This window comes from Zhongshania sp. (assembly GCF_041584495.1).
In the GTDB taxonomy this organism is placed as follows: domain Bacteria; phylum Pseudomonadota; class Gammaproteobacteria; order Pseudomonadales; family Spongiibacteraceae; genus Spongiibacter.
The window spans coordinates 1-23,195 of sequence record NZ_JBFHDY010000027.1 but is presented as its reverse complement, the minus strand read 5'-3'; the positions used below and the strand labels follow the sequence as shown (position 1 = coordinate 23,195).

General features: G+C 50.5%; 16 protein-coding genes. 12 read left to right on the top strand and 4 right to left on the bottom strand.

Features of this window, described 5'->3' with window-relative positions; genetic code table 11:
• Positions 1 to 51 precede the first annotated feature (51 nt).
• Both cysB and thrH read left to right on the top strand, forming a co-directional pair.
• Positions 52 to 1,026, top strand: a complete 975-nt coding sequence (cysB, locus tag ABYP33_RS06970) for an HTH-type transcriptional regulator CysB (RefSeq protein WP_373089817.1) — start codon at positions 52 to 54, stop codon at positions 1,024 to 1,026.
• Positions 1,027 to 1,287: 261 nt separating this feature from the next.
• Complete coding sequence (gene thrH / locus ABYP33_RS06965; protein ID WP_373089815.1) at positions 1,288 to 1,905, top strand: bifunctional phosphoserine phosphatase/homoserine phosphotransferase ThrH; 618 nt, start codon at positions 1,288 to 1,290, stop codon at positions 1,903 to 1,905.
• Between the two features lie 28 nt (positions 1,906 to 1,933).
• Here thrH and ABYP33_RS06960 read toward each other — a convergent pair whose 3' ends face one another.
• On the bottom strand, positions 1,934 to 3,277 hold the full coding sequence (locus ABYP33_RS06960) for an anthranilate synthase component I family protein (protein ID WP_373089813.1): 1,344 nt from the start codon (positions 3,275 to 3,277) through the stop codon (positions 1,934 to 1,936).
• A gap of 335 nt (positions 3,278 to 3,612) precedes the next feature.
• Between ABYP33_RS06960 and ABYP33_RS06955 the strand changes: the two genes are divergently transcribed.
• The 6 genes from ABYP33_RS06955 (at position 3,613) to ABYP33_RS06930 (ending at position 12,494) form a co-directional block, all read left to right on the top strand.
• Complete coding sequence (locus ABYP33_RS06955) at positions 3,613 to 5,346, top strand: acyl-CoA carboxylase subunit beta (RefSeq protein WP_373089811.1); 1,734 nt, start codon at positions 3,613 to 3,615, stop codon at positions 5,344 to 5,346.
• 103 nt (positions 5,347 to 5,449) lie between these two features.
• Entirely contained in the window at positions 5,450 to 8,257 is a 2,808-nt protein-coding gene (locus ABYP33_RS06950; RefSeq protein WP_373089839.1) for a biotin/lipoyl-containing protein, read from the top strand.
• Positions 8,258 to 8,315: 58 nt separating this feature from the next.
• Positions 8,316 to 8,729: a methylmalonyl-CoA epimerase gene (gene mce / locus ABYP33_RS06945; RefSeq protein WP_373089809.1), complete on the top strand. Its 414-nt coding sequence runs from the start codon at positions 8,316 to 8,318 to the stop codon at positions 8,727 to 8,729.
• Between the two features lie 76 nt (positions 8,730 to 8,805).
• Positions 8,806 to 10,965: a methylmalonyl-CoA mutase gene (gene scpA / locus ABYP33_RS06940; protein WP_373089807.1), complete on the top strand. Its 2,160-nt coding sequence runs from the start codon at positions 8,806 to 8,808 to the stop codon at positions 10,963 to 10,965.
• 87 nt (positions 10,966 to 11,052) lie between these two features.
• Positions 11,053 to 12,024: a methylmalonyl Co-A mutase-associated GTPase MeaB gene (meaB, locus tag ABYP33_RS06935; protein WP_373089804.1), complete on the top strand. Its 972-nt coding sequence runs from the start codon at positions 11,053 to 11,055 to the stop codon at positions 12,022 to 12,024.
• A gap of 17 nt (positions 12,025 to 12,041) precedes the next feature.
• Positions 12,042 to 12,494, top strand: coding sequence for a YiiD C-terminal domain-containing protein (locus ABYP33_RS06930; RefSeq protein ID WP_373089802.1), 453 nt, complete (start codon positions 12,042 to 12,044; stop codon positions 12,492 to 12,494).
• Between the two features lie 16 nt (positions 12,495 to 12,510).
• On the opposite strand, the gene ABYP33_RS06925 is transcribed toward ABYP33_RS06930, so the two are convergent.
• On the bottom strand, positions 12,511 to 13,161 hold the full coding sequence (locus tag ABYP33_RS06925; RefSeq protein ID WP_373089800.1) for a TetR family transcriptional regulator: 651 nt from the start codon (positions 13,159 to 13,161) through the stop codon (positions 12,511 to 12,513).
• 197 nt (positions 13,162 to 13,358) lie between these two features.
• Between ABYP33_RS06925 and ABYP33_RS06920 the strand changes: the two genes are divergently transcribed.
• The 3 genes from ABYP33_RS06920 to ABYP33_RS06910 all read left to right on the top strand — a co-directional run bounded on the left by ABYP33_RS06920 (position 13,359) and on the right by ABYP33_RS06910 (position 18,606).
• The gene (locus tag ABYP33_RS06920; protein WP_373089798.1) at positions 13,359 to 14,855 is read left to right on the top strand and encodes a carboxylesterase/lipase family protein; all 1,497 of its coding nucleotides are present in this window, start codon (positions 13,359 to 13,361) and stop codon (positions 14,853 to 14,855) included.
• Positions 14,856 to 15,046: 191 nt separating this feature from the next.
• Entirely contained in the window at positions 15,047 to 17,473 is a 2,427-nt protein-coding gene (locus tag ABYP33_RS06915) for a TonB-dependent receptor (protein ID WP_373089796.1), read from the top strand.
• A gap of 77 nt (positions 17,474 to 17,550) precedes the next feature.
• The gene (locus ABYP33_RS06910; RefSeq protein ID WP_373089794.1) at positions 17,551 to 18,606 is read left to right on the top strand and encodes a PHB depolymerase family esterase; all 1,056 of its coding nucleotides are present in this window, start codon (positions 17,551 to 17,553) and stop codon (positions 18,604 to 18,606) included.
• Positions 18,607 to 18,627: 21 nt separating this feature from the next.
• Here ABYP33_RS06910 and ABYP33_RS06905 read toward each other — a convergent pair whose 3' ends face one another.
• Positions 18,628 to 19,824 (bottom strand): patatin-like phospholipase family protein, encoded by a 1,197-nt coding sequence (locus tag ABYP33_RS06905; RefSeq protein ID WP_373089792.1) that lies wholly within the window; start codon positions 19,822 to 19,824, stop codon positions 18,628 to 18,630.
• Positions 19,824 to 20,642, bottom strand: coding sequence for a pyruvate, water dikinase regulatory protein (locus ABYP33_RS06900; protein ID WP_373089790.1), 819 nt, complete (start codon positions 20,640 to 20,642; stop codon positions 19,824 to 19,826). The genes ABYP33_RS06905 and ABYP33_RS06900 overlap by 1 nt, the downstream gene beginning before the upstream one ends.
• Before the next feature lie 129 nt (positions 20,643 to 20,771).
• Between ABYP33_RS06900 and ppsA the strand changes: the two genes are divergently transcribed.
• On the top strand, positions 20,772 to 23,144 hold the full coding sequence (ppsA, locus tag ABYP33_RS06895; RefSeq protein WP_373089788.1) for a phosphoenolpyruvate synthase: 2,373 nt from the start codon (positions 20,772 to 20,774) through the stop codon (positions 23,142 to 23,144).
• The last annotated feature ends 51 nt before the right edge of the window (positions 23,145 to 23,195 follow it).

Here is a 23,195-nt window from a genome sequence, read left to right as displayed (position 1 = left end):
AAAAATCGAGTTAGCTCATTTCAGATTGTGGTGTTTTAGGGGGTTTACCTTATGAAGTTGCAACAGCTGCGATATATCTGGGAAGTTGCGCATCATGAAATGAATGTGTCGGCAACTGCGCAAAGCTTGTTTACCTCGCAGCCGGGAATTAGCAAACAAATCCGGATGTTGGAAGATGAACTGGGTGTGGAGGTGTTCGCCCGCAATGGCAAGCATTTAACCCGTATTACCCCCGCAGGGGAGGCGATTTTGAAAACCGCCGGTGAGATTCTCTATAAAACCGAAAGCATAAAGCATATCGCTCAAGAGTTTAAAAACCCCAAAAAAGGCGGTTTATCCATCGCCACCACCCATACGCAGGCGCGCTACGCGCTGCCTAAGGTGATAAAAACCTTTATTGAACGCTACCCAGAGGTTTCCCTGCATATGCATCAGGGTACACCGATGCAAATATCCGAACTCGCTGCCAATTTTGGCGTCGATTTTGCCATTGCTACCGAGGCTCTTGAGCTGTTTAGTGACCTCATTATGATGCCTTGTTATCGCTGGAATAGAACAATTCTGGTACCTAAAGAGCACCCACTAGCAGCCTTGAAAACCCTGCGCATCGAAGACGTCGCGCTCCACCCAATCGTCACCTATGTATTCGGCTTTACTGGACGTTCCAAACTAGACGAGGCTTTTTTAAACAAAGGCCTCGAGCCGCGGGTGGTGTTTACTGCGACAGACGCCGATGTAATTAAGACCTATGTGCGTCTCGGCCTGGGCATCGGCATTGTTGCTGAAATGGCCTACGACCCCGTAACGGACACTGATCTCGTTGCGCTGGATGCCAGTCATTTATTCGAGCCCAGTGTTACCAAGGTTGGCTTCCGCCGCGGCACCTATATGCGCAAATTTATGTATGACTTTGTCGAGTTGTTCGCGCCGCATTTAACCCCAGACTTAGTCGATAAGGCCTATCAATGCCATACCAAAATGGAGTTGGATGAGTTGTTTGCGGATATTGAGTTGCCAATGTATTGACGGGTGCGCGCTATGCTTGACGGGAGACGGAAGACGCTAAATCAAAAGCGAGCCCTCGCATTCGAATGGCGGAGTGCCGTAGTGAATTTTAGTCATGCTTGTGAATATAAGCACCGAAATAAGCGCAGCGCATGCAGTTAAGCGTCTTCCATCTCCCGTCAAGCATCCTGCGAGTTTGTTGCTTTATTAAGCCCAAGCCGTTAGATTGACGCGGTTTTTATTGCGCCCAGCGCATCTATTCATTTTCTTAGGAGTATTTTTGTGGAAATTGCGTGTCTTGACCTTGAAGGGGTATTGATCCCTGAAATCTGGATCGATTTTGCCGAGCGCACCGGTATTGAGGCCTTGAAGGCAACCACCCGTGATATTCCTGACTACGATGTGCTAATGCAGCAACGCCTGCGTTTACTCGAAGAGAACGGTTTAGGTTTGCCTGATATTCAGGCAGTGATTGCTGATATGGCACCAATGGAAGGCGCGCGGGAGTTTTTGGACTGGCTGCGGGAGCGGTTTCAGGTGGTAATTCTATCCGATACCTTTTATGAGTTTGCAGCCCCGTTAATGAAACAGTTGGGCTGGCCGACGCTGCTGTGCCATAAATTAGAAACAGATAGTTTGGGTAAGGTGGTGGATTACAAAATCCGTCAGGTTAACCCCAAGCGTCAGGCGGTATTGGCATTAAAGACCTTGTATTACCGCGTTATTGCCGCAGGTGATTCATACAATGACACCACAATGTTGGCTGAAGCCGATGCCGGTATCTTGTTTATGGCCCCGCCAAATGTGATTAAAGAGTTTCCGCAATTTCCTGCGGTATATGATTACGAGGCCCTTAAGCTTGAGTTTATTAAGGCCTCCAATCGCAATCTGAGCCTTTAAGGTAAAGGCTAAACGCCGGTATTAAGACTTAATTAAGGTCAGTAAGTGCGTCGAGTAGCTTGCTGATCTTGGTTTCAGTTTCAATATACTCTTCTTCCAGTACCGAGTCGGCAACAATGCCGCCACCCGCCCAGCCCCTGATTTTTTCTTGATTGCAGACGAAACTGCGAATCGCAATATTGCTGTCCAGCTTGCCCCTTGGTCCTAGGTAAAAAATACTCCCGCAATACAGTGAGCGGCGGTGGGGCTCAATCTCGCGAATGATCTCCATGGCGCGTTGTTTGGGTGCGCCGGTAATAGAGCCACCGGGAAAACAGTCGAGCAGGGCGCTAAATTCACTGCGATCATCGCGGAGATGCCCAGTTACCGTGCTCACGAGGTGATGTACGGTTCGGAAACTTTGCAGCTCGCAAAGGGCTTCGGTAATCACCGTTTCTATTTTGCAGCTCTTGCTAAAATCATTGCGCAATAAATCGACAATCATGATGTTCTCTGCGCGATTTTTGGCGCTGCCCTGTAAAGTCTTCCCCAGTAGCCGGTCTTCATCGGGGTCATCGCTGCGCGCAGCAGTGCCTTTAATTGGCTGGGTTTGCAGGTGACGATCATGCGCCGCCAATAGGCGCTCGGGCGACAGGCATAGAAATTGGCTGTTGCCAAAGTCCATATAGGCAGAAAATGGCGCGGCAGCAACCTCGCGCAGGCGCAAATAGGCCGACCACGGGTCGCCTTTGAAGTCAGCGCAAAATTCCCGGGTTAAATTGATTTGGTAGCAATCACCGGTGTCGATATAAGCTTTGATTTTGTGAAACGCCTCGGCGTAGCTGTCGGGGTTCAGTGAGCTTTGAAAGGCACTGGTCAATCTGAATTTACCGGCGCGGGTCTCGGGAGCTGCCTTACGCAAAAGTCCCTCAAGTTCACTGACTCGGGATTTGCTCAAATGAGCTTGAGCGACCAGCTCGCAGCGCTGGAGTTCGTGGTCGACAATAACAGTCCAAGGGTAGATTCCGATATGGGCGAGTGGGATATCGTCCGTTTGGCCACCGAGCTGAGCTTGGAACTGTTCGCCAAAGTCGTAGCTTAAATAACCGACGGCGCCGCCGCTAAAGGGGACGTCTGGGGCGTCGAGGTAGGCTTGATTAATGTGATTTAAGCGACTCTCTACCTTAATGTTGAATGTATTAATATCGCCATAATCTATTGTATTTATTGATATAACATCTTCAGGTGCGGCGCAAATAATGTCCCAGCGTCCGCGCTCGTTATATTCGGTAGCACTGTCTAAATAAACTGGCAGCGGAAGATGCTTCACTGCGGCAAAATAGCGGCTGGAATCGCGGTGGTAGGGTAGGGGTACGCGGCAAAGGCTAGCCATGGAGTGTTGCTCAGAAGTAATACAAGACTGCGGATGATGATCAATTTTACGTGCTATGAGCCTGAAAAATCTAGTGTTTTATCAATGCGCTAAGGGGGGGTGGTGGGGTCGTCTAGATTGACAGAGAGGCCTGTTACCAGTACTGTTAGCCGCCGCTTTGAGAAATACCAAGCCGTCGATGCACCACACAGAACGGTTAGTTCTCATTAAATATCCGCACTTCAAATATGCCAGCAGGCGTAAATCCCCAGTTTCTGGAGTCCAGAAACAAAAAAGGGAGCGCGCATGCGGTATGTTCGCGGGTTACCATTTAAATGTAGCTGGAACTGACAGGCATGACAAAAATAGCAAAACTCACTCCCTCATTAGAAAACCCCTTTGAGCAGAAATCTGAGCTTGAATTCACTGTTCCCGGGCAAATCGACTACGACCCCGGCCTTTACGAAGCGGCGTTAAAAGCAGGCTATGAGCTGCAGCGGCGTCCCCGCAAAATGGCGGGTGTAAAGGGTTTTCAAAAGCAGCATGAAAAGAAGCGGATGTCGATCTGGGAACGAATTGATGTCTTAGCCGATGCCGGTACCGAACCGAAGATTCTTTACCAAAACTGGGGTAAAAACCTCGATGGCGCCTCCCTAGTCACCGCTGTACTGAAAGTGAATGGCCGCGACGTGGCTATTTACGGCCATGATTTCACTGTACGTGCGGGCTCTATGGATGCCACCAATGGCACCAAATTGGCCAATTTATTCCGCCTCGCGGGTAAATTAGGCATTCCGCTGGTTGGCATGAACGACTCCGCAGGTGCTTATATTCCGGCCGGGGTCGGCGGTCTAGACGGTTACGCTGAAGCCTTTACTGCGCTGCGCAAGATCAATGGCGTTGTGCCCTCGATCATGTGTATGTTCGGTTATAACGCGGGTGGCGGTTCTTATTTGCCCCGTCAGGGCTCCTTTGTTATTCAGCCTAATGACACTTTCTTTGGTTTAACTGGTCCAGGCGTTGTTAAATCGGTCTTGGGTGAAGACGTTACTGCTGATGAACTGGGCGGACCAAGCGTTCACTCTAAATCTGGCGTAACCGACTTTGTTGTGCCGGACGAAGTTGCCGCACTGCGCAAAGTGAAAGAATTGCTAAATTACCTGCCGAGCAATAGCAGCGAAGCACCGGCCTTTCAGCCGACGTCTGATCCGATTACCCGCAAGACATGGGATATCGACCTGCTGTTAAAGAAAGCATTCAATAGCCCCACCGGTTTTAACACACCGTTTGATATCAGTATTATCATTCAGCAGATGTGTGACCACGGCGATTTCTTTGAAATCCAGCCGGAGCGGGCGCGCAACACCGTCTGCGCATTGGGTCGCATGGGTGGCAATGTGGTTGGCTTTGTTGCCAATAACTCAGCAGTGGCCTCCGGTCAGATAGATATCGACGCGGCATACAAAAACGCGCGCTTTATCCGCTTCTGCAATGTATACAATATCCCAGTGATCTTCATGGAAGACACCACCGGCTTCCTGCCTGGTAAAGAGCAAGAGGCGGGCGGTATTGTGCAAGCGGGCCGCGCCATGCTCGACGCGATTATTGATTTGCGCACTCCGCGCTTTTTGATGATTGTGCGCAACGCCTTCGGCGGTGCCTACGCTGCCTTTAACAACTACCCAACAGGTGCCGACTTTGTCTGCGCACTGCCGACCACCCGCTTAGCGGTAATGGGACCGGCCGGTGTTGAGTACGTTTACAAAGATGAAGTTCGCAAAATTCGCGGCTCGCTTAAAGCTAAGATTGCCGAGGCGACAGCCCAGAATGTTAAAGCTGGAATGGCTGAGGCTGAAGCGGCAAGCGCGGCGAAAGAAGCGGTTGGCGCCTGGCAGAAGCAGGAAGAGCTGCTACTGACCCAGCGTTATGAACGCGAGCTGATGAATCCAAATGAAGCACTAAGCCTGGGATCCATATCCCAGATCGTCATGCCCTCAGACCTGCGCAAGGTACTGGGTGAGCAACTGGAACTGCACCTCAAGGCCTACAAACCTGAGCCAATGGGTGGTGTGCAGCGGGAGTTCCATTAATCCCCCGTTGCGTGCAACGGTTTCTTAATCCATTGAATTAGACGATTCGCTAACGAGGTTATTCAACGTGCAAGCAAGTAACAATTATTATTTGAACAATCCCATGGTCCATAAAGACCGGAAACTGGCCAAGTCAAAATCAGAATGGGTGAGAGCATTCGCCTGTAATGATATGAAACCATTGATTATTTGCCGTGGCCCAATCCGCAAGGAAGCCATGGATGTATTCGATGAAATGGGCATCACGCACTACGGTATATTGCTCTCTGAAAAAGATTCCATTACCTATACCAATGCCTTAGCCCCGGAGCTGCGCACCCTAACAGACCCAGATCGGGTTCACCGGGTGCCAGATTACAGTGGCGCCACTAAAGAAGAGCGTCAAAAGCGCATTCAGCAGATTATCCGCATTGCCTACGACAATGGCTATAACTCCATTTTTGCGGGTTATGGTTTTATGTCAGAAGACGCTGAAATGGTTGAGTCCATGGAGAAGGCGGGGCTGAACTTTATTGGGCCTTGCTCCTTTACCCAGAAATCTGCGGGCATGAAGGACCAGGCCAAGCGCACCGCGCTGGAAACCGGTGTATCGGTGACTCCTGGCGTGAATAACGCCACTAGCTTGGCCTTGTTCGCTAAGTACGGCAAAGATGGCTTAGAAAAGTGTGCTACAGACCACAAGCTTGACGTTGACTTTAGTGCGTGTAAGGACGTGGAAGAGCAGGCCTTGGCACTGTTGGCGGCCTCATACGAAGCCAATATCGATATCATCAATGCCGCTGATATCGGTGCCGCGCTGCAAGTTGAAGCCAAGCGTATGCTGATGGAAAAGCCCAATAATCGCTTCCGCTTAAAAGCGATAGCCGGTGGTGGTGGTAAAGGTCAGCGCATTTTGCAGTCGGCCAATTCGTATGAAGGCGAGACCCTCGAAGAGAAAGTCGAAAAAGCGGCTGCTAATGTGCCTTCACTGGTGTTGGAGTGCTTAGTCGAATTAAAAACCAATGGCGTTGGCGACAACAAGAACGTCTTGATTGAAATGAACATCGACACCACTCGCCACCAGGAAATTCAGGTGGTGGGTAATGGCGAGTGGTGCATGACCATGGGCGGTCGCGACTGTTCATTGCAAATGCACGAGCAGAAATTACTGGAAGTGTCGGTAACCGAAGAAGAGCTTGAGGCTGCGATTGAAGTGGCTGTAGCTGCAGGCAAGACCGCCGAAGCCGAGCAGCTCAAGAAAGACCTGGTTATTCTTCAGCACATGGAGCGCGAAGGGGCGATATTCGGCGAAGCCGTTAAGCTTGATTCACTCGGCACCTTTGAGTGTATTGTCGACGGCGAAGCACACTACTTCATGGAAATGAACACTCGAATTCAGGTTGAGCACCGCGTGACTGAGCTGTGCTACAAACTGAAGTTCACCAACCCAGACGACTCTGGCGACTATTTCATTGCAGAAAGTTTGGTTGAAGTGATGGTTTTACTGGCGCGCCACGGCAAAAAGCTGCCTAAGCCGACGCGTATTCTGCGCGAGAAAACCTCGGTTGAAGCGCGTATGAATGCGACCAACCAAGCGCTTCAGCCTCACGCAGGTGGTGTGATTGAAAATTGGTCCAACGCGATTCCGGGTGAGATTCGCGACGATCAGGGCATTTCTACTCACAACCCAGACACCGATGTCTTTATGAAGTACCACTTAGCCGGTGCGTACGACTCTAACATCGCCTTGTTGCTGACCACCGGTGAAACCCGTCTGAGCAGTTACCAGCGCCTAGCCGAAATTCTGCGGCGCACTGAGTTGCGCGGCAAGGATTTGTCCACCAACTTGGAGTTCCACTACGGTTTGGTGCACTGGTTTATTGGCAACGGTATTAATGCTCGCCCGTCGACCAATTTCATTGTTCCCTATCTGACAGCCGTGGGCCTATTGAAGGAGCAGGCCAATCAGATTGATTTAGAGGTGGCCTTTAACGAAATTCGCCAGAAATATGTTGCGGCTGCTGGTGATAATGGCAAGGCGTGGGCAGCAGCCCTCGATGCCAAAAAATTGCTGTTAATTCGTCCCTTAGAGCGGCTGTTCGCTGAGCCGCACTATATGTCCGGCTGGTTGAGCATAAACAAAGACAGTCTGCATATCGCCGGTGGCGAAATTAAATGGCAGATTAACCCTATTGAAATGCTGGACAAGCTTTACCACTACCTTAATATGGATTTTGAAAAGGGCAAGCCCGCTCGCTATATGATCTGGGATCACGATCACGATATCCTCACGGCAGCGGTAAGCTTCTATGAATCATTGAACGAGAAAGTTGACGCGAAGGATTTCCCTGCATTGCAAACGCTGCTGGCTAGCGACACAGCGCCGAAAGGCTTTAGTAGTGACGAATGGGCTGCAGTGCGCAGTGCTCACGCGGGCTATTACGCCGGCACTGAAGTTCTCGCAGTGTTGATGTATATCGCCACCGAAACCGGCTTCTGTGAACTGAGTGTTAATCCTGATTTGAGTATTACCATTCCAGAGCGGCTCACGAACAAAGACTTGCAAAAGCAGATGGCCAAAGTATTGGTGCCACCACCTGCGGCGAAGTCAGACGAGGTGTTGGCAGCCAGCGGCGGTATGTATTATCCACGCGAAGCGCCGGGTATGGATGTGTTCGTTAGCGAAGGTGATCACTTTAATACTGGCGATACGCTGTATATTGTTGAAGTTATGAAGATGTTCAACAAAGTAGTTGCGCCGTTCTCCGGCACCATTGCCAAGGTCTTGGTTGAGGGTGACGGTGTGATCATCAAGAAAGGTCAGCCCCTGTTTAAAATCATACCTGACGAGATGATTATTATTGAAACCCCTGAAGAAATCGCCGAAATGCGTCGCGTGAAAACCATCGAATTTCTCGCCACCTTGAAGTGATTTTCTGCGCTGGCAGCATCGCTGCCAGCGCTATTTATTTAGGCTAAGGAGAATTTCAATGATTACTGGTCTTGATCATATTGCTGTTGCGGTACCCGATTTAGAAAAAGCTATTGCCCGATTTATGGCGGATTTTGGCCTGCATTACGATGGCAGCGAAGAAGTGGAGAGCGCCAAAACCGCAACTGCTTTCTTTCCGCTGAAATCAACCAGCATCGAGCTAGTAAGCCCGCTGCGCGGCGAAGGCCCTATAGCCAAGTATCTGGAAAAGAAACCTGGCGGCCTGCACCACCTGTGTTTCAGCACCGACGATATTGTGGCTGACGTGGCGCGGCTCAAAGCCCTAGGCTATCAATTCTTAGCTGATGCGCCAGCACCCGGCGCCCACGGTTGCCAAGTTATTTTTATTCATCCCAAGTCCTGCGACGGCGTGCTCATCGAGCTCAGCCAGCCCGGCGACGACCACCACTAATTATTAGCCCGAGTTGTAGCCGCGCATTGAATATGCAAAAAGCGGCGCAAACTCACTGACAATGACAGGTAAACCCATGGCAGATTACAAAGCTCCCGAGACATCCGTAGACGAGTGGAAAGCACTGGCCAATAAAGCCCTTGCGAAAAGCAATCAAACCCTCGACGACTTGGTTTGGCACACCCCTGAAGGAATAGATGTTAAGCCCTTGTACACTCAGGAGGATGTTAAAGGTCTGCCTTATACCAATACCTTACCAGGCGTAGAGCCTTTTATTCGCGGTCCCCAGCCCACCATGTACGCTGGTCGTCCCTGGACAATTCGCCAGTACGCTGGTTTCTCTACTGCTGAAGAATCCAATGCCTTTTACCGTAAAGCGCTTGCCGCTGGCGGTCAGGGTGTATCCGTCGCCTTCGACTTAGCTACCCACCGTGGCTATGACTCAGATCATCCACGGGTGACTGGTGACGTTGGTAAAGCCGGTGTTGCCATCGATTCCGTTGAAGACATGAAGGTTTTGTTTAACGAGATTCCATTGGATAAAGTCTCGGTTTCCATGACCATGAACGGTGCTGTACTGCCGGTCTTGGCTGGCTATATCGTTGCTGCAGAGGAGCAGGGCGTTTCTCAGGATAAATTGTCTGGCACCATCCAGAACGACATTCTCAAAGAATTCATGGTGCGTAATACCTATATTTACCCGCCAGCCCCTTCGATGAAGATCATCGGCGATATCATTGCTTATGCGTCGAGCAATATGCCGAAATTCAATACCATCTCCATTTCTGGATACCACATTCAGGAAGCGGGTGCGGATGCCGCACTTGAGCTGGCTTACACCTTGGCTGACGGTAAAGAATACATTCGCACCGCGATTGCTGCGGGCTTGGATATCGATAAGTTCGCTGGCCGCCTGTCCTTCTTCTGGGGCATTGGTATGAATTTCTATATGGAAATCGCCAAAATGCGCGCCGCGCGCTTGCTGTGGGCCAAGATTGTTTCTGAGTTTGAGCCGAAAGACCAGCGTTCAAAAATGCTGCGTACCCACAGCCAGACTTCAGGCTGGTCGCTCACTGAGCAAGACCCTTACAACAATATTGTGCGTACCACCATCGAGGCCATGGCCGCGGTATTCGGCGGCACCCAGTCTTTGCACACCAACGCACTGGATGAAGCGATTGCCCTGCCAACACAGTTCTCTTCACGTATTGCCCGTAACACCCAGCTGATTATTCAGGAAGAAACAGGCATCACCAATGTGGTCGATCCCTGGGGCGGTTCGTACATGATGGAATCACTGACCAAGGACATCGCAGACCGCGCTTGGGAATTGATTCAAGAAGTCGAAGAGAAGGGCGGCATGGCTAAGGCCATTGAAACCGGCCTGCCAAAACTGCGTATTGAAGAATCTGCCGCGCGCAAGCAAGCTCGTATCGACCGCGGCGAAGACGTGATTGTTGGCGTAAACAAATACACCCTAGCCGAAGAAGACGATGTAGATGTGCTCGACATCGACAACAACGCCGTGCGTGAATCTCAGGTTGCGGCGCTGACTAAAATACGCGCATCACGGGACGAAGCCGCTGTTGAAAATGCACTGGAAGCGATTTACCAGTGTGCCTGTGGCGGTGAAGGTAATTTACTGGATCTGGCCGTAAAAGCGACGCGCTTGCGGGCAACAGTTGGGGAGATATCTTTCGCTATGGAACGTGAATTTGGCCGCTTTAACGCTCAGTCACAAACGGTATCTGGCGTTTATGGTAGCGCCTACCAAGACGACGAAAACTGGCAGGGCATTAGCAAAGACATCGAAGACTTCGCTGAAAAGCACGGTCGTCGTCCCCGTATGCTGGTCTGCAAAATGGGCCAAGACGGTCACGACCGCGGCGCCAAAGTAATCGCAACCGCCTTTGCTGACGTTGGTTTTGATATCGACTTGTCGCCGATGTTCTCGACCCCTGAAGAAGTCGCCAAACAAGCCGTTGAAAACGACGTGCACGTGGTGGGTGTATCGTCACAGGCGGCTGGCCACAAGACGCTTATCCCTGAACTTATTGCAGAATTAAAGAAAGTCGACGCCGACGACATCATCGTCATCGCGGGTGGTGTTATTCCACGCCAAGACTACGACTTCCTCAATGCTGCTGGTGTTAAAGGCATCTTCGGCCCCGGCACTAAAATCCCCCTCGCTGCACGCGGCGTGTTGGATGCAATTAATGAGGCGTATAAAGGCTAGCAAGGGGAGACGCTATACGGGAGACGGTAAACGCCAACAGATAGTGGCTTTTGTGTCTTCCGTCTCCCGTGAAGCGTAACGCATATTATGGCTATAGACATCGAAGCACTCCAAGCCGGCAATTCCCGCGCCTTGGCCAAGGCCATCACCTTGGTCGAGAGTAAGCGGGTAGAACACCGCATTGAGGCGCAGTTGCTCCTAGAGCAAGTGCTGCCCAGCACCGGCAACAGTATTCGCATTGGTATTACCGGCATTCCCGGTGTCGGTAAATCGACGTTTATTGAGGCCTTCGGCCTGTATCTTTTAAGCCAGGGGAAGCGGGTTGCTGTATTGGCCGTTGACCCTAGTTCCCCTATTGCAGGTGGTTCCATATTGGGTGATAAAACCCGTATGGAAATGCTGTCGCGCAGTAAAGATGCTTTTATTAGGCCGTCTCCCTCCGAAGGTTCACTTGGCGGTGTCGCCCAAAAAACCCGTGAAACCATGTTGCTCTGCGAAGCGGCGGGTTACGACGTAATTTTGGTAGAAACTGTTGGTGTTGGGCAGTCAGAGTATGAAGTCGCCAGTATGGTCGATTTCTTTATGGTGTTAATGCTACCCAATGCCGGTGATGAATTGCAGGGCATTAAAAAGGGCATTATCGAATTGGCTGATGCCTTGGTGATTAACAAGGCCGATGGCGAGAGTATTAATCTGGCTCAGCAAACCCGTAGGCACTATGAAAACGCGCTGCATTTGCTTCGCCACAATACGTTTTGGACGCCGCAAGTAATGAGCTGCTCGGCGCTCAAAAATGAAAATATCGAAGCCATTTGGGGCATGATTAGCGGCTTTAAAATAGATGCCACTAAAAATGGTTCGCTGCAGGACAAACGCTCTCGTCAGGCCCGCGAGTGGATGAACAAGTTACTCCACGAAATGCTAGAAATGAAGCTAAAGCAAGACCCAGAAGTTCGGGACTTACTGCCGCAGCTAAATGACAAGGTCACCAACGGTGAAACCACGCCGTATCTTGCGGCAAGCAAATTAATAGACTTGCTGTTTCAGTCAGGCAAGTAAGCCAAGGTAGTTAAATCATGAACGGTAAAGCCCTAGACAATTTTATTGGCTTGTATTTGCCAACAGCCCAGCACATGCAGCTCAGTGTCAAAAGCTACGATGGCAAAAGCCTGCGATTACACGCGCCGTTAGGGCCTAGTATTAACGACAAACTCACCGCTTTTGGCGGCAGCATCTACTGCGTAGCCGTAATGGCCTGTTGGGGCATGACCTATTTGCGCTGTGTGGACTACGGTCTTGATCCGGATATAGTGGTCGCGGAAGCAAGCATTGAATACTTAAAACCCATCCCAGATGATATTATTGCCCAGTCCCTAGTCGCCGATGAGCGTGATTGGCAGCGCTTTTTTCAGCATTTTGAAGCGAGAGGGCGCGCTAAAATTAATCTGTGTTCAGAGATTAAAGTGAATGGCGAAGTGGCAGTTCGTTTTAAAGGGCTTTACGCGATTGTTGGGGTGAAACAGGCTTAGCGGCCTTTTTGTACACTTATTCCACGGCCATAATACCGACGATTCTGCGTGCGTACTCAGCATAAATTTCGGCGATTTCCGCTTTGCTTTTGCCATGCTTAGGCGAGTACCAGTTCGCCACGCGGACACCCATGCCGGCAATAGCTGTAATTGCCATAGTGCTGTCGATAGGGTCGAAGATTCGGCCTTCCACTCCTCTACTAACGACTTCTTCAAATAACTGAATAGTGCGATTACGCGCCTCAAAAGCCTGGGTGCCCAGCTGTTCGGAGAGGGCGTGTAACTCATTGTTAGCGACTACGGCGAGCATGGGGTAGTCGGCGTGCATTAGTACATGGGCGCGAACGATATTGCTGAGTTGTTCGCGGGGATCTGGCTGGCTAGACAATAAGGCCCGGCGTAGTTGGGTTTCATGCTCCTTATGGGCAATCTCGATCACCTTGGCCAGTATGTGTTCTTTTGACGGGAAATGAGAATATAGGGTGGCTGAGTTAATACCCACTTGGCTGGCAATGTCTCTTATGGAGGTGCCAACAAACCCTTTTTCTGCAAACAATAATACCGCCCCCAGCAGTATTTGCTGACGGGTGCCGCTGCCCTCGGCGGATTTGGGAAACTGTACCGTGGCGCTGGCGAGTCGGCGATTTAATTGTGGTTTGCTGGCCATACCCGTGATCCTATTATTTGTGCTGGAAGTAAGAAACGCATCATAACGAATTAATTGACAAAGCTTAAGCGTAATTTTAGGATTGAATAACCAATCGATTGCTTGGATTGCGCGTGCTTGCTAATGCTCTCTTGAGTTTAGCTAAGGCCGCGCAGTTATTAATTAAGACCAAGCGAATTATAAGTTTAGGACGAATAATGCAAACTCAGATCGCAACGCAAGGTGGTTTAGTTCAGGGCATAGTGAGCGACGGTGTGCTCGCAGTGAAGGGCATTCCCTTTGCCAAGCCACTTCGTGGCGCAATGCGCTGGCGGGCACCACAAGCGCTTGAACCTTGGCAAGGCTGCCTTGATTGCCGATCACCAGGGCCGGTAGCTTTTCAAAATTCTGAAAAATATCAGCCTAAATTGTTTTCTAATAGTGCCTATTTACGCGCCTTAGCGCCGCCGGCAAGTTTAACAGAAGGCGAAAGCTGCCTGAATTTAGCCCTGTGGACAGCAGCGCCGGAGCTTAACGCTAAACTTGCCGTTATGGTGTACATCCACGGCGGTAGTTATGACTCTGGCAGCGCCTATATATCCCTTTATGACGGTCATAATTTAGCCAAGCGCGGTGTGGTCGTTGTGAACCTTCAATACCGCCTTGGTGCCGAGGGTTTTATGCATTTTGACGGTGCAGTCGACGGTGAAGCCAGTGCAGACAATCGCGCGTTTCTGGACATGATTCTTGGTCTGCAATGGATTCGCGACAATATCGCCGCGTTTGGCGGCGACCCAGAAAATGTCACCATTTTTGGTGAGTCTGCAGGTGCTTGCGCGGTATATGCATTAGCCGCAAGCCCGATGGCCGCGGGGCTGTTTAAACGGGTTATTGCCATGAGCGGCATTCCTGATGCGGGTGCCGAACGTGAGCAGCAGTATAGTCTGAGCAGGGCTTGTCTGCGTAAATTAGACTTAACATTAGATGATCTAGAGAGCCTTAGCCGAGATCAACACAAGACCTTAACGGCGCTGTACGGCAAGCCGTTTGGCCTAGACGGCACTCACCTCGGGGTGTTTACGGCTAATCCATTGCGCGCAAAGGGTTATGCGAGCGGGGGTGAGTTTATGCCAAAGCCGGTGTTGGAAATACTCGCGCAGGGCACGCCGAACAATGTCGATTTAATGCTGGGTACCACCAGTAACGACGGAGGTTTATTCAGCCGGGCTGCGCCACTGCCTTCGTCTATTGCCAGTCGCATTATGATTAAGCTATTTCCCGAGTTGCACACTGCGGGTGGGCCAAAGGCCATGTATGCGGAATATCGTAAGAAAATGCCTGGCGCGACCAAGCTCGCGATCAGAGAGCGCATTTTGACTGATATGATTTTTCGCAAGCCTACGGTGGCGGCGGCGCAGGCCCACGCTAAAGCTCACAGCGGGCGCACTTGGCTATATCAATTTGATGTTGCCAGTGACATTCCTGGTATTGGCGCAATTCACGGTGCCGATTGCCCCATGGTCTTTGACAATATTGCGCTATCCAATGGTTTATTTAAGGATACCAATGAAAACCATCAAATGGCTGATTTAGTGTGTAGCGCATTTGTCAATTTTGCTAAAACGGGTAACCCCAACGGTGGCAATTTAACTGACTGGCAAGCCTATAGCCCTGAGGGACAGGCGGAAATGGTCTTTCAGCGTACAAGTCGCTAGTCCAATGGTGTGTTAATTCACTCACGGCGTGCATGTTCGTTTCACCGTGCTGCTGCTCAGTTATTGACAAACAGAATATCTCTATCTATATTTAAAACCAATCGATTGATTGGTTTTGGCGAGTCAACTAGTTTTTGAAACATGTTGATAATGCAAAATCGCAAATAATAATGATATGGAGGAAGGGCGTAATGAAATCAATTTCTTTGGTTTTTGCTCGTGCTATAGGGATGTTTTGCTTTCGGTGTGTATTTTTAGCGTCATTACTGCCCAGTATGTCTGGCTTGCTTCTGGCGGCAGAGCAGGCGGGCAAGAGTAATCAGGAAAATAAACTCAGCAGGGCCATAGAAGAGGTTATTGTTACTGCGCAAAAGCGTGATGAAGCGGTACAGGACGTGCCCATATCGCTGTCAGTGATGACGTCTGACTTTATTGTTGAGCAGGGCATTAGCGACTTAGCATCGGCACTGCTCTTTGTGCCTAATGTAAAAATTACGGCAGCCGGCTTTTTTGCTGCGCCAAACTCCCGAGGTTTTACCTTTAACAATAATAATAAGGCGTTTGAACCACCTTTAGGTTTGGCAATTGATGGTATTCCCTATACTCGTATTCCTTATTTTTTGGCGGCAACCTTTGATTTACAGCGTATTGAGGTGTTGCGGGGACCGCAGGGCACTACTTTTGGTAAAAACACCACTGCGGGTTTGATCCATATGATTACCAATGACCCGACGGAAGAATTAACTGCCCAATTTAGCCATCAGCAGGGTGAGCTTGATCGCCAGCGCACAGAGTTGGCGGTTGGCGGCCCACTGCTGGAAGATCTTGTCGAATTTAGGATTGCCGGTTTTGTCGACGAGCGTGAAGGCTATGTGCGCAATACCAGCTATGGCACTATGGCCGACGCCCAAGATCGCTTCTTAGGTTATTCTCGAGATGGCTTTCGGGCCAAGTTGGCGGTCAAAAATTTGGGTAGCTCCCAGTTAAAGTTGAGTTATGAAGAGGTTAATTTGGATGATTTTGGCACCGGCTTGGAGATTATCCGCGCCAATGCAGAGGTGCGAGATTTTATGCGGCAATTTGATCCGAATGCCGATTTTGAACAAGGTAATTTAACGGCGTCTATGGATTACCCTGATGGTCGCCGAGTTAATATTAAAACCTATTTGGCGCAATGGGATTTTGATATCGGCGAGTGGCATGCCATCGCGCTGGCCGGGCACTCTCGGCTAAAGCAATTTCTTGAGGCCGACCTTGATTTCTCTCCAGCGCCGGCGTCGTTTACTCAAGCCGGCGATTCCTCGCCGAGTGACACAGCAGAGCTGCGATTAATTTCACCGACCTTGCCGGGACTATTTGGTCTTGAACAATGGTGGGGGAAGGGTTTAGGCAGCAGCGATTTTGTGCTTGGTGCTTTTTATCAAAAACGAATTATTGGCGGCAGCTATTTTCGATTTGTTTATGATCTGCCGGTGTTTCTTGGCTTAACCGCCGCAGCGGCGGGTAGCCAAGAGGGCTTAGCGATACCACTTGCATTTGAGCTATTTCCCGCGCAGTCCGAAGGCACGATTTATGAGGATGTGACGCAAAACTTTGATCAACGCGCTGAATCACTGTCGGCGTTTGGTGAATTTAAATGGCATTTCCGAGAAGACTGGACACTTCAAGCAGGTTTACGTTACGGGCAAGAAGATAAAGACGCCCAGTGGAAACAGTATTATAACCAAATTCAGCCTGCGGTGGTGTTACCCCAAGCAGGTCTAGAGGAGTTTGAAGCTGAGCGTGCGATTCAAGAGAGCCAATTTCAATATAAGGTGTCTATAAATTGGCGGCCAAGCAATGACGTCAGCCTGTTCTTTCATAAGGCCGAGGCCGTAAAAGGCGGCGGGTTCAATGCATTTTCTTTTCGCGATGTTGATGATGAGCTGGCCTTTGGCCCAGAGTACACCACCGAGTACAGCCTAAACGTCAAAACCTTCTGGTTTGACCATACGCTGGCGCTGAATCTAGCCTTGTATCGTATGGACGTAGACGATTTTCAGGTACTTATTCGGGATGCAGACCGCGCCAATATTGGAATTGGTATTGCGCGAGTTACCAATGCTGCAAAAGCGCGAGCGCAGGGTGTGGAAGGGGATTTACAATGGCGGGCGCTTACTTGGTTAACCCTGGTGGGCACCCTTGGCTATAACGAAACTGAGTATATGAATTTTACAAATAATGAGTGTCCTGCTGATCGGGCAGAAGAAGCTGGCTGCGATGCGAGCGGTAAGTCTTTCCCCTTTACGCCTACTTGGAATAACACCCTCACCGGCATGTTTAATTTCCCGTTGGCTGATAGCGGTTTAGAAATGACCGCAAGCGTTACTATTGAACAATATTCCGAGCAATTTCTTGATATCGACCTAGACGAGCGCAAGGTGCAGCGCGCGTTTATTCGGTATAAGGCCAGCTGGGGCTTAAGCCATCCAGAGCAAGCGTGGAGTATAAAAATTGTTGGTGAGAACCTGAGCGATGAGCGCAGCGCCGTACGGCAGGGAGATTTGTTTTCTGGAATATTTGTCGAATTGCCTGAACAGCCACGCCTGATATACGGCCAATTTACGTGGCAATATTGAGTTGCGTCCTTGTGTTTCAATATACGACATTGCTACGCAAGAGGAGTGTGCTCGCTAGCGGGGCTGAGAGGTGACGAATGACTACTCAAGCTAAGTGCCGCGCAAGGCTTTTGTTCGGCACGGTCCTAATTGCCAGTCTGTTTGCCTGCGGCGGCACACAAAATAACACTGTCGGGGGTGCTAGCCAAAGCCGTTTTGTCCGTTACGAATTCAGCAATGACGCTGGTACTAGAAGCTACAAGATTTTTATTCCCTCGCACTATCGCACTGATTCTGATTGGCCATTATTAATTGACCTGCACGGCTGCGGATCAGATGCTGATGAAGAAGCCCGCTGGTCGCGATTTAATGAATTGGCGGAGCTAATTGGCTTAATCGTTGTTTACCCTGAGCAAACAGCTGAGGCTAACGGCAGTAAGTGCTGGAATTGGTTTTTGCCTGAGCATCAGGGGCGTGGCGTTGGTGAACCCGCCATTATTGCGGGGATTACGGAGTATATTAGGCAGATCATGCCTATTGACTCCCGTCGGGTCTTTGTCAGTGGTATCTCTGCAGGTGGTGCAATGGCAAATATTATGGCGGTTAATTACCCAGATATTTTTGCCAGCGCCATGATTTATGCAGGCTGTGAATACAAAGGCACAACCTGTACTGCCGGTGTAGCTGCGTTACCCGCAGACGTGTCTGGCGAGCTTGCTTATCAAGCTATGGGGGCTGCTGCGCGGGTAGTGCCGGTGTTTGTGATTCAGGGCGACCGAGATGTCCAAGTGCCGTACCCCAATGCCGAGTTGGTTGTTCAGCAGTTTTTGAGCAGTGGCGACTGGGCTGACGACGGCGGCAATAATAAGAGTATTGCACGGGAGCCAGCGAGGCTTGAATCTGGCAGTAAACCAAACGGACACAGCTTCGACATTCAATACTATGAGGATGCCGCGGGGTGTCTGTTAGTAGAGTATTGGCTGATCCACGGTCTTGGCCATGCTTGGTCTAATTCAGCGTCTAATGGCTCGCCACGGGACATTTTGTTAACCGATGCGCTTGGCCCCGACGTGAGTTCAGAAACCCTGCGTTTTTTGCTTAATCATCCGTTTCCCGAAGTGGGTAAAGCGTGTTATCAGTTAACTCAATTTTGAGGAGTAGCTCGAATAGGGAATTTACTGCGCCGGTACACTTATTTTTGGGCGGTATAGGAATTCGCTTAGTTCCTGCCGCTGGGCGATACCATCTCGGTAGCCGAGATCAATTAATTTGCCGCAGTACTCCGGTGTGAATAGCAGGTAGCTAGATATGCTGACACCGCCGCCATTACTGCCAGAGCCACTCAAAAACATACGTAGACTGCGCGGTAATTCTTTAACGTGCTCGTCGGCTATCCGGTCGATATCTTCACTTGGACTAATGACTAGGCAGTCGATCGGCAGAAGCTCTTTGCCCATCAGATTAAGCTTTTCGTTCGGCACTAAGCGGATCAGTTCATTGATTCTTTCGAGGCGTTCGATATCGGTTTCAATGCTATCGATAAACGCACTGTTCAACAGATGACCGATGATTTGTCCAAAACCCGGAGATTGTATGGTTTTGGGCAGTTTGGGGTATTGGCGTTTGTGACCGTTAGCAGGAATAACCAATACCCGATTGGCGCCTAAATGGATCACCGGGCTGATGGGTGTTAACTGGCGCAGCGCACCATCACCATAGAAAAATCGGCCAATTTTGGCTGGTGGGAATATGGTCGGAATAGCCGTAGAGGCTATCAAGTGTTGCAACTGAATCGGGGTTGCGACGCCCTGGCGGCGCCAGCGCTGCCAGCCCGCGTATTGGGGGCCGCCCTGAAAAAATGTCTCAGAGACCCCTTCCGTGTAATTCATTGCGGTAAGGCAGAAGGCTTCTAGATCACGGTTGAGGATATTGCGACTGATGTTTTCGAAGCGCACGTGCTCACTCAGCAATTTGCGTAGTGGGCTATTATCTAACAGCGCAACGGGTTTAACGACGGCTTGGGTTGGATTAAACAGTGAGTGCGCGAGTCTTAGGGCATTGCGCATCACGCCAAATAAATCGGCGCGGTAAATCTTATCCGTCGACAATTCCCGCCACAGTAACTCCAACTGTTGAATGGTGCCGGTAAAGTGGTGGGCACCCGCCGCCAGCGAGGCCGCGTTAATTCCGCCCGCAGACGTGCCAGCCAGAATTGGGAAGGGGTTGCCGGGCCTTTTGCCATGGATTTCGGCAAGCGCTTTTAATACGCCGACCTGGTAGGCCGCGCGTGCACCGCCGCCGGGTAAAACCATTGCGGTATTGGCGCGGTACATTGGCTCATTAGCTGTATTGTTCTGGTCTGAGGTAGTCACTAGCGCTTGTGCCCCCGCAAGCCGGTATCAAGAAGCACCCGCGTGGCGATTTCTTCTACCGAGGCGTGGGTAATATCCAAATAAGGGATACCGAAGCGGATAAACATGGCCTCTGCTTGGCGCAATTCATCTTCACACTGGCGCAGGGACGCATAGCGACTATTCGGGCGGCGCTCACTGCGGATGGCCGCCAAGCGTCCGGCATCAATGGTCAAACCAAAAAGTCGGTTGCGGTGTTCTAGCAAGGGTTTGGGTAAACGGTCGTTTTCCATGTCTTCTTCGGTGATGGGGTAGTTGGCGACAAACACACCTGATTGCATCGCAAGATACAGGCAAGTGGGCGTTTTGCCACTGCGAGAAACGCCTATCAGAATAACTTCAGCTTGATCATAGCGGTTTAAGCGGGCACCGTCGTCGTTATCTAGGGCGTAGTTAACCGCATCAATGCGCAGCTTGTATTCAGCGTCGCGTACTGCACTTTTCGCTCGGCCTACCGTGCGGGACGGCGCTTCCCCTAAGGCAATCTCCAGCTGGCTAACAAAGGTGCCTAGCACATCAATAATAAAGCCCTGACTAGTGGCAATGATGGCTCGCAGGTGCTCGTCAACCAAAGTGTCGATGACAATGGGCTGATTGCCCATTTCCGCGGCTGCGCGGTTGATTTTTTCAACCGCCGAGTGCGCTTTGGCCATGGTATCCACGTAGGGAATAACAATATGTTCGAATTTTTGGTTCTCAAATTGCGAGAGAATACTGCTCCCTAAGGTCTCTGCTGTAATTCCGGTACTGTCTGATATAAATATGGCCGCGCGAGTCATGTAGTTTTTTTACCTAAGGCTCAGTGTTTTTCGACGGGAATTTCCAAGTTACATCACTTAGTATAGTCCCTGCTTTGTTTATGCACTCTTTTAACCGCGTCGCGGTCTTGTAACACGGGAGATAATAACGTGTCTGAATACGTAATCTGGTTCAACGATCTAGGAATGAACGATGTTGACCGCGTTGGCGGTAAAAACGCATCCCTAGGCGAAATGATCAGTCAGTTGTCACAGGCCGGTGTTTCGGTTCCCGGTGGCTTTGCTACGACCGCCGACGCGTTTCGCGACTTTCTTCAGCAAAGCGGCCTAAATGATCGCATTGTCGCCGAGTTAAAAGACCTTGACATCAACGACGTCAAACGTCTTGCCGTGGTCGGTAAAAACATTCGTCAGTGGATTGTTGAAACACCTTTCCCACAGGCGCTTAATACTGCCGTGGTTGAGGCCTATGAGCAACTGGTAGATGGCAATCAGTCTATGTCTTTTGCAGTGCGTTCATCGGCAACAGCCGAAGATTTGCCAGACGCGTCTTTCGCCGGCCAGCAGGAAACCTTCCTGAATATTCGCGGCCTCGACAATATTATGATCGCAATCAAGGAAGTGTTTGCCTCCTTATACAACGACCGGGCGATTGCCTACCGAGTTCACCAAGGCTTTGAACACGCCGATGTCGCTTTGTCGGCGGGCATTCAGCGCATGGTGCGTTCTGAAACAGGCGCTGCGGGTGTTATGTTCTCGATGGACACAGAGTCTGGCTTTGACGGTGTGGTATTTATCACCGCTTCTTACGGCTTGGGCGAGACGGTAGTGCAGGGCGCGGTAAACCCTGACGAATTCTATGTTCATAAAGCGACCTTAGCGAAAGGCCGTCCCGCAGTATTGCGCCGTAATCTCGGCAGCAAAATGCTTAAAATGGTTTATGGCAGCGATGCTAGTGCGGGGCGCTCGGTCGATACCATTGACGTCAGCGAAGGCGAGCGCAATCAGTTCTGTATTAATGACGAAGAAGTGCTGGGCTTGGCTAAACAGGCCATGATCATTGAACAGCACTATGGTCGTCCCATGGACATTGAATGGGCGAAAGACGGCGACGACGGCAAACTCTATATTGTTCAGGCTCGCCCTGAAACCGTTAAGAGCCGTGAGTCTACGACCCTAATGGAGCGTTACCTGCTCAAAGAAAAGGGCGCAGTACTGTGCGAAGGCCGCTCAATTGGTCAGCGTATTGGCGCCGGCCCGGTGCGGATCATCAATAACATCAGTGAAATGGATCAGGTTCAGCAAGGCGATGTGCTGGTCACCGACATGACTGACCCCGACTGGGAACCGGTCATGAAGCGCGCCTCAGCCATTGTTACCAACCGCGGCGGCCGCACCTGTCACGCCGCAATTATTGCTCGTGAAATGGGTATTCCTGCGGTGGTGGGCTGCGGCGATGCTACAGAGCTTCTGCCTGACGGCAAAGCTGTGACGGTATCTTGCGCCGAAGGCGATACCGGTATGGTTTACGAAGGTATCCTCGATTTTGACATCAATCGTAATAAGCTCGACGCCATGCCCGAGCTGCCGTTTAAAGTGATGATGAACGTCGGTAACCCCGATCGCGCCTTTGACTTCCAAGGCTACCCCAATGCCGGTGTCGGTTTGGCGCGTTTGGAATTCATTATTAACCGTATGATTGGCGTGCACCCCAAGGCGCTAATCAATTTTGATGATATACCTCGTGATGTGCAAACCGCCATTAAGCGTCGTATAGCAGGCTACGAAAGCCCAACCGAGTTCTATGTAGAAAAACTGGTGGAAGGTATCTCTACTATCGCTAGCGCCTTCTATCCCAAGCGCGTCATTGTGCGGATGTCCGACTTTAAATCCAATGAATACGCTCACTTGATTGGCGGCAGCTTGTACGAACCATCGGAAGAAAACCCCATGCTGGGTTTCCGTGGCGCCTCACGTTATATTTCAGACTCCTTCCGGGAATGTTTTGAAATGGAATGCCGGGCCCTGAAAAAAGTCCGCAACGACATGGATCTCACCAACGTCGAGATCATGGTGCCCTTTGTTCGCACCGTGGGTGAAGCTAAGCAAGTTATCGAACTGCTTGAAGCCAATGGTCTTAAACGCGGCGAAAACGGCTTAAAAGTTGTCATGATGTGCGAGCTGCCCGCCAACGCTTTGCTGGCTGAGCAATTTCTTGAATACTTCGACGGCTTCTCAATTGGCTCCAATGATTTAACCCAGCTCACCCTTGGCTTAGATCGCGATTCAGGCCTCATCGCGCACTTATTCGACGAGCGCAACGACGCGGTAAAAGCCCTGCTTAAAATGGCGATAGATGCCTGTAAAAAACACGGAAAATACATTGGTATTTGTGGTCAAGGTCCGTCCGATCACCCGGACTTTGCCCAGTGGCTAATGGAGCAGGGCATTGATAGCGTCTCTCTGAACCCCGATTCGGTATTGGATACCTGGTTGTTTTTGTCAGAGAAACTTATGGCTTAATTAAAGGCTTTGTTCTTTCATGCTAAGGGCCGCAAATGCGGCCCTTTTTTT

What these genes read in the sequence shown, in the direction of transcription:
- ABYP33_RS06930 (WP_373089802.1), top strand. Translation starts at nt 12,042, where the DNA reads ATGAACGGTAAAGCCCTAGACAATTTTATTGGCTTGTATTTGCCAACA.
- meaB (WP_373089804.1), top strand. Translation starts at nt 11,053, where the DNA reads ATGGCTATAGACATCGAAGCACTCCAAGCCGGCAATTCCCGCGCCTTG.
- scpA (WP_373089807.1), top strand. Translation starts at nt 8,806, where the DNA reads ATGGCAGATTACAAAGCTCCCGAGACATCCGTAGACGAGTGGAAAGCA.
- ABYP33_RS06915 (WP_373089796.1), top strand. Translation starts at nt 15,047, where the DNA reads ATGAAATCAATTTCTTTGGTTTTTGCTCGTGCTATAGGGATGTTTTGC.
- ABYP33_RS06960 (WP_373089813.1), bottom strand. Translation starts at nt 3,277, where the DNA reads ATGGCTAGCCTTTGCCGCGTACCCCTACCCTACCACCGCGATTCCAGC.
- ABYP33_RS06910 (WP_373089794.1), top strand. Translation starts at nt 17,551, where the DNA reads ATGACTACTCAAGCTAAGTGCCGCGCAAGGCTTTTGTTCGGCACGGTC.
- ABYP33_RS06955 (WP_373089811.1), top strand. Translation starts at nt 3,613, where the DNA reads ATGACAAAAATAGCAAAACTCACTCCCTCATTAGAAAACCCCTTTGAG.
- ABYP33_RS06950 (WP_373089839.1), top strand. Translation starts at nt 5,450, where the DNA reads ATGGTCCATAAAGACCGGAAACTGGCCAAGTCAAAATCAGAATGGGTG.
- cysB (WP_373089817.1), top strand. Translation starts at nt 52, where the DNA reads ATGAAGTTGCAACAGCTGCGATATATCTGGGAAGTTGCGCATCATGAA.
- mce (WP_373089809.1), top strand. Translation starts at nt 8,316, where the DNA reads ATGATTACTGGTCTTGATCATATTGCTGTTGCGGTACCCGATTTAGAA.
- ABYP33_RS06925 (WP_373089800.1), bottom strand. Translation starts at nt 13,161, where the DNA reads ATGGCCAGCAAACCACAATTAAATCGCCGACTCGCCAGCGCCACGGTA.
- ABYP33_RS06920 (WP_373089798.1), top strand. Translation starts at nt 13,359, where the DNA reads ATGCAAACTCAGATCGCAACGCAAGGTGGTTTAGTTCAGGGCATAGTG.
- ABYP33_RS06900 (WP_373089790.1), bottom strand. Translation starts at nt 20,642, where the DNA reads ATGACTCGCGCGGCCATATTTATATCAGACAGTACCGGAATTACAGCA.